Consider the following 5,826-nt stretch of genomic DNA (forward strand, 5'->3'; position numbering starts at 1 on the left):
CGGACGCCTGCGCGCCGCCGCCGAGCTGGCCGGCTGGCGCTACGTCCGCGCGCTGGCGGCCAGGCGGCGGCCGGCAGGGACGGTGGGGGCGCTGTTCGAGCGGCACGACGTGCTCGCGCTGCCGTCCGTGCCCATCGTCGCGCCGCCGGTCGGCGCGCGCGAGGTGGAGGTGGACGGGCGCGCCGTCGCGGTGCGGCCCGCGCTGCTCGCGCTGACCAGCCCCTGGAACGTGCTCGGCTTCCCCGCGCTGACCGTCCCGGCGGGCATGGTGGACGGCCTGCCGGTCGGCCTGCAACTCGTCTGCCGCCCCGGCGACGAACCGCTCCTCTTCGAGGCGGCGGCCCGCGTGAACTCCGGGCTCGCGGCCGGGTAGCCGCCTCCGAGAATCGTGGTCAGTGCTCCTGAGCCGGGCGTGACGAATCGACCGGGCCGGGGTCGAGGGCGTTGAAGATCCCGGCCTCCAGCCCGGTCCCGTACCCGGCCAGGAACGCGTCCCTGTACTCCTGGTCGCCGATCGCCGCCCGCGCCTGCCGCTCGCACCGTTCACGGGCGCTGACCCACTCGTGGATGCCGAGCTGCGCCCGCCCGATGGTGTCCCACACGTGCTGGGCCAGCCCCAGCCGGCGGGCGGCGCACGCGCCCTCCCCCGAGGCGGCGGCGGCGCAGGCCAGCACGTCGAGAGCGAGCGCGATGCCGATGCTGTCGTGCAGCCGGTACTTGACCTCCAGCGCCGCCCGAGCGTGCGTCTGCGCGGCCTCGTACCGGCCCAGCGTCAGCTCGGCCTGGGCACGGAAGAGGTCGGCGTAGGCACGCATCCACCGTTCGCCGCGCTTGTCGCACTCGGCGCACATCTCCTCCAGCACCTTGACCGCGTCCTCGACGCGGCCCTCGGCGGTGTGCACGTGGCACTGGCCGAGGCGGGCCAGGAGGCTGGGCAGGGTCAGGCCGTGCTCGGGCCGGTGCACGGCCAGCAGGCTGTCGGCCAGGGCCAGCGCGAGGGCCAGGTCTCCCCTGATGGTGGCCGCCGCCATCACCATGGCCTGCGCGCCCAGCGCCGCCTCGGTGTCGCCGAGCCGTTCCGCCGCGCCCGCGCACTCGGCGGCCCAGGACATGCCGGCGGTGGCGTCTCCCTGCACGATGAGGGTCAGGCTGCACACCCACAGGGCGCGGTTGCGCAGCGTGCTGGGCTCGATGTCGAGGCGCAGGGCACGTTCGAGGTAGTGCTGGCCCTCTCTGAGGAAGCCGCAGGGGTACCAGAAGAACCAGAGCGCGGCGGCGAATTCCAGCGCGCTGTGGTCGTCCGGGGTGTTGAGGCTGTGGTCGAGGGCGGTGCGCAGGTTGTCGTGCTCGACGGTGGTGCGGTCGTTCCAGGCGATCTGCTCGGGGCCCAGCCAGGAGGCGTCGCCGCGGCGGGCCAGGTCGAGGTAGAAGTCGCGGTGGCGGCGGCGGATCTCGTCCTGCTCGCCGAGCGCGCGCAGCCAGATGGCGCCGTACTCGCGGATGGTGTCGAGCATCCGGTAGCGCTCGCCGCCGCCGGTCGGCGCCCAGATGAGGATCGACTTGTCGGCCAGCCCGGCCAGCAGGCCCGCGATGGCGTCGGCGGGCAGCAGGTCGTCGGCGCAGACGTCGATCGCGGCCTGGTCGTCGAAGCTGCCCGCGAAGACCGAGGTCCGCGCCCACAGCAGCCGCTCCTCGGGGGTGCACAGCTGGTGGCTCCAGCCGATCGCGGTGCGCAGCGCCTGGTGCCAGGGCGGGTCGGCGTCGAGCACCGCGTCCTCGGTGTCGCCGAGCAGCTCGAACCGGTCGTCCAGCCGCGCGGCCAGCTCGGCCGGCGCCAGCTCGCGCAGCCGGGCCGCGGCCAGCTCGATGGCCAGCGGCAGCCCTTCGAGCCGCCGGCACAGGCGGGCCAGCTCGGTACGGTTGCCGTCGCCGACGGCGAAGCCGGGCACAGTGGCCGCGGCGCGCTCGGTGAGCAGCCTGACCGCCTCCTGCGGGCCTTCGCCGTCGTCGTCGGGGACGGGCAGCGGGTCGATGATGAGCACCTGCTCGTCCGGCACTCCCAGGGGGCGGCGGCTGGTGGCCAGGATCGACAGCCGGGGGGCGGCGACGAGCAGTTCGCGGGCCGTCCTGGCGCAGTCCTCGATGAGGTGCTCGCAGGTGTCCAGCACGAGCAGCAGGTGCCGGTCACCGAGATATTCGGTCAGCACCTCCAGCATCGGCCGCGTCGTCTGGTCGGCCAGGGGCAGCGACTCGGCGATCGTGTACGGCACCAGCGCCCCCTGGTCCAGCGCCGAGAGCGGCACGAGCCAGGCGCCGTCGGCGAACCCGGGCCGCATGAGCGAGGCGGCCCGGAGCGCGAGCCTGCTCTTGCCGACCCCGCCCACCCCGGTCAGCGTCACCATGCGGAACCCGCGGCATAACCGGCGGATGCGGGCCAGCTCTCCCCGGCGGCCCACCAGGCTGGTCGTCTCCGGCGGCAGATTCCCGGTGTGCCGCCCACCCATCGTCATGGCCCTCACCTGTCCGGCTCGCGCAACTTGCCGCCTCGGTGCACAGCAGCTTGCCGGACGCGGAGTGGATCCGCCACGAAAAGTGAGAAAGTGACTACCCGTCAGGGCCGTAGTGAAGGCGGGGAAACCTCTAGGCAACAAACCAAGCGCTTGCTACGCTCCGCCCATGGTGTCCACGATCGTCTGGGGTACCGGCAACATCGGCCGCGCCGCCATCCGCGCCGTCGAAGCCCATCCGGCGCTCGAACTGACCGCCGTCCTCGTCCACGACCCGGCCAAGCTCGGCCGTGACGCCGGAGACCTGGCCGGCCTCGGCCGCCGCCTCGGTGTCGCGGCCACCGGCGACCCCGAGGCGGTGCTGGCGACCGGCCCCAGGGCCGTCGTGTACGCCGCCTCGGGCGACATCCGCCCGGCCGAGGCCCTGGCCGACATCGTCAAGGCCGTGCGCGCCGGCGCCGTGGTCGTGACGCCGTCCCTGTACGCCCTCTACGACCACCGCAGCGCCCCGCCCGACGTGCGCGAGCCGGTACTGGCCGCCGTCAAGGAGGGCGGCGGCTCCCTGTTCGTCTCCGGCGTCGACCCCGGCTGGGGCAACGACGTGCTGCCGCTGCTGGTCAGCGGGCTGGCGACCACCGTGGACGCCGTACGCTGCCAGGAGATCTTCGACTACTCCACCTACGACCAGCCCGACGCGGTCCGCTACCTGGTCGGCATGGGCCAGCCGATGGACTACGAACCGCCGATGATCGCGCCGACCGTGCCGTCCATGGTCTGGGGCGGCCAGATCCGGCTCATGGCCAGAGCCCTGGGCGTCGAGCTGGACGAGGTCCGCGAGAGCGTGCACCGCCGCGAGCTCGACACCACCGTGACCACCGCCTCGATGGGCGCCTTCGAGGCGGGCACGCAGGGCGCGGTCCGGTTCGAGGTGCAGGGCGTCGTGGACGGACAGGCGCTGATCGTGATCGAGCACGTCACCCGCATCCACCCGTCCTGCGCGCCCGACTGGCCGCTCCCGCCGGACGGCGTGGGCGCGCACCGGGTGATCATCGAGGGCCGTCCGCGCATCGAGGTCACCGTCGAGGCCTCCGACGAGGACGGCAACCGCTCGGCGGGCGGCAACGCGACCGCCGTGGGCCGGCTGGTCGGCGCCATCGACTGGCTGGACCAGGCTCCGCCAGGACTGTACGACGCGCTCGACGTGCCCCTGCGTCCCGCCACCGGCAAGCTCGGAAGGAGACGGTCATGAAGATCGACATACCGGAGGGCAAGGACGCCATCGCGTACGTGTGGGGCGAGATGATCCCCGGGATCGGCCCGGCCGCCTCGCGCTTCTCCCTGTCGGTCTACACCCACACGACTCTCGGCCTGCGCGAGTTCGAGGCGGCCCGGCTGCGGATCGCGCAGATCAACGGCTGCGCGTTCTGCCTGGACTGGCGGACGGAACGCGACGGCGTCAAGGTCGAGGAGAGCTTCGCCGACGCGGTGACGCACTGGCGCACGACCGGCGACTTCGACGAGCGCACCCGGCTGGCCGCCGAGTACGCCGAGCGCTACGCCCTGGACCACCACAACCTCGACGAGGAGTTCTGGAGCCGGATGACCGCGCACTACAGCCAGCTGGAGATCGTCGAGCTGAGCATGAGCATCGGTTCGTGGCTGGCGTTCGGCCGGCTCAACCACGTCCTGGGCCTGGACACCGTGTGCCAGTTGCCCAGTGGCGCTTCGCCCGCACCCGAGCCGAGGGTGAGGCCGGCCAGATGAGTCAGAACGAGCTCTCCCGCCGTGGTTTCATCGCCGGGACCGGCACCCTGCTGGGCGCCGCCGCCCTCGGGGCGCACGCCCCGGCCGCCCGCGCCATCGCCCCGGGCGCGCAGGTCCCCGCCCTGGTGATCGGCACGGGGTACGGCGGCGCCGTCGCCGCGCTGCGCCTGGCCCAGGCGGGCGTGGACGTCCACATGATCGAGATGGGCATGGCCTGGGACACCCCCGGCACCGACGGCAAGATCTTCTGCAACACGCGCGAGCCCGACTACCGCTCCTACTGGCTGCGTACGAGGACCAAGGCGCCCCTCAACTACTTCCTCGGCTTCCCCATCGACCGCGACATCCCGCGCCACACCGGGGTGCTGGACGCGGAGGAGTTCGGCGGCATCACCGTCTACCAGGGCCGCGGCGTCGGCGGCGGCTCACTGGTGAACGGCGGCATGGCGGTCACCCCGAAGCGGGCGAACTTCGCCTCCGTGCTGCCGTCGGTGAACGCCGCCGAGATGTACGACGTCTACTACCCGCGCGCCAACGCGGGCCTCGGCGTCGGCACCATCGACCCGGCCTGGTTCGAGAGCACGGCCTACTACCAGTACGGCCGCGTCGGCCGTAAGCACGCCCAGCGCTCGAACTTCCCGTTCGTGTTCGTGCCCGACGTGTACGACTGGGACTACATGAAGGCGGAGGAGGCCGGCACCGTACCGAAGTCCGCCCTGGCCGGCGAGATCCTCTACGGAAACAACCACGGCAAGAAGTCGCTGCAGAAGACCTACCTCGCCCAGGCCAAGGCCACGGGCCGGGTCACCGTCTCGCCGCTGCACCGGGTCACCTCGGTCGCGCCGGCGTCGGGCGGCCGGTACACGGTCACCATGGAGCAGCTCGACACCTCCGGCAACGTCATCGCCACCAAGACCGTCACCGCCGACCGGGTGTTCTTCGCCGCCGGCAGCGTCGGCACCAGCAAGCTGCTGGTCAAGCTGAAGGCCACCGGCGTGCTGCCCAACCTCAACGGGGAGATCGGCAAGGGCTGGGGCGACAACGGCAACGTCATGTGCGGCCGGGCCAACCATCTATGGGACCCGACCGGCTCGCTCCAGTCGGCCATCCCGTGCTGCGGCATCGACAACTGGGCCGCAGGGGGCGCGTTCGCCGAGGTCGCGCCGCTGCCGACCGGCATCGAGACGTGGGCCTCGTTCTACCTGTCCATCACCGACAACCCGCATCGCGCGCAGTTCTCCTGGAACGCGAGCGCGGGCAAGGTGGAGCTGAACTGGCAGACGGCGTGGAAGCAGCCGTCGATCGACATGGCCAAGACGATCTTCGACCGGATCAACGCCAAGGAGGGGACGATCTACCGGACCGACCTGTTCGGCGTCTACAAGATCTGGGGCGACCACCTGACCTACCATCCGCTGGGCGGCGCGGTGCTGAACCGGGCGACCGACAACTACGGGCGGCTGACGGCGTACCCGGGGCTGTACGTCATCGACGGGGCGCTGATCCCCGGCAACACCACCGTCAATCCGTTCGTCACGATCACGGCGCTGGCCGT

The 5,826-nt window shown here is 72.3% G+C and carries 5 protein-coding genes; 4 read left to right on the forward strand and 1 reads right to left on the reverse strand.

Annotation, left to right across the window (positions count from 1 at the left end; all coding sequences use genetic code 11):
- Positions 1-373: amidase family protein (locus tag ABFX54_RS51290; protein ID WP_346114518.1), on the forward strand; the 373-nt coding region annotated here is incomplete at its 5' end.
- 19 nt (positions 374-392) lie between these two features.
- Here the strand turns inward: ABFX54_RS51290 and ABFX54_RS51295 are convergent.
- A complete protein-coding gene (locus tag ABFX54_RS51295) occupies positions 393-2,510 on the reverse strand; it encodes an ATP-binding protein (RefSeq protein ID WP_346114519.1) in 2,118 nt (705 codons plus the stop codon).
- A gap of 166 nt (positions 2,511-2,676) precedes the next feature.
- On the opposite strand from ABFX54_RS51295, the gene ABFX54_RS51300 reads away from it, so the two are divergent.
- The 3 genes from ABFX54_RS51300 to ABFX54_RS51310 form a co-directional block, all read left to right on the forward strand.
- Positions 2,677-3,756: an NAD(P)H-dependent amine dehydrogenase family protein gene (locus ABFX54_RS51300; protein ID WP_346114520.1), complete on the forward strand. Its 1,080-nt coding sequence runs from the start codon at positions 2,677-2,679 to the stop codon at positions 3,754-3,756.
- Positions 3,753-4,271: a carboxymuconolactone decarboxylase family protein gene (locus ABFX54_RS51305; protein WP_346114521.1), complete on the forward strand. Its 519-nt coding sequence runs from the start codon at positions 3,753-3,755 to the stop codon at positions 4,269-4,271. The genes ABFX54_RS51300 and ABFX54_RS51305 overlap by 4 nt, the downstream gene beginning before the upstream one ends.
- Positions 4,268-5,826, forward strand: a 1,559-nt coding sequence (locus ABFX54_RS51310; RefSeq protein WP_346114522.1) for a GMC oxidoreductase, incomplete at its 3' end; no start/stop codon positions are given. The genes ABFX54_RS51305 and ABFX54_RS51310, both read left to right, overlap by 4 nt.

It is taken from the genome of Nonomuraea maheshkhaliensis (genome assembly GCF_039529435.1).
GTDB classification, from domain to species: Bacteria; Actinomycetota; Actinomycetes; order Streptosporangiales; family Streptosporangiaceae; genus Nonomuraea; species Nonomuraea maheshkhaliensis.

What these genes read in the sequence shown, in the direction of transcription:
- ABFX54_RS51295 (WP_346114519.1), bottom strand. Translation starts at nt 2,510, where the DNA reads ATGACGATGGGTGGGCGGCACACCGGGAATCTGCCGCCGGAGACGACC.
- ABFX54_RS51305 (WP_346114521.1), top strand. Translation starts at nt 3,753, where the DNA reads ATGAAGATCGACATACCGGAGGGCAAGGACGCCATCGCGTACGTGTGG.
- ABFX54_RS51300 (WP_346114520.1), top strand. Translation starts at nt 2,677, where the DNA reads ATGGTGTCCACGATCGTCTGGGGTACCGGCAACATCGGCCGCGCCGCC.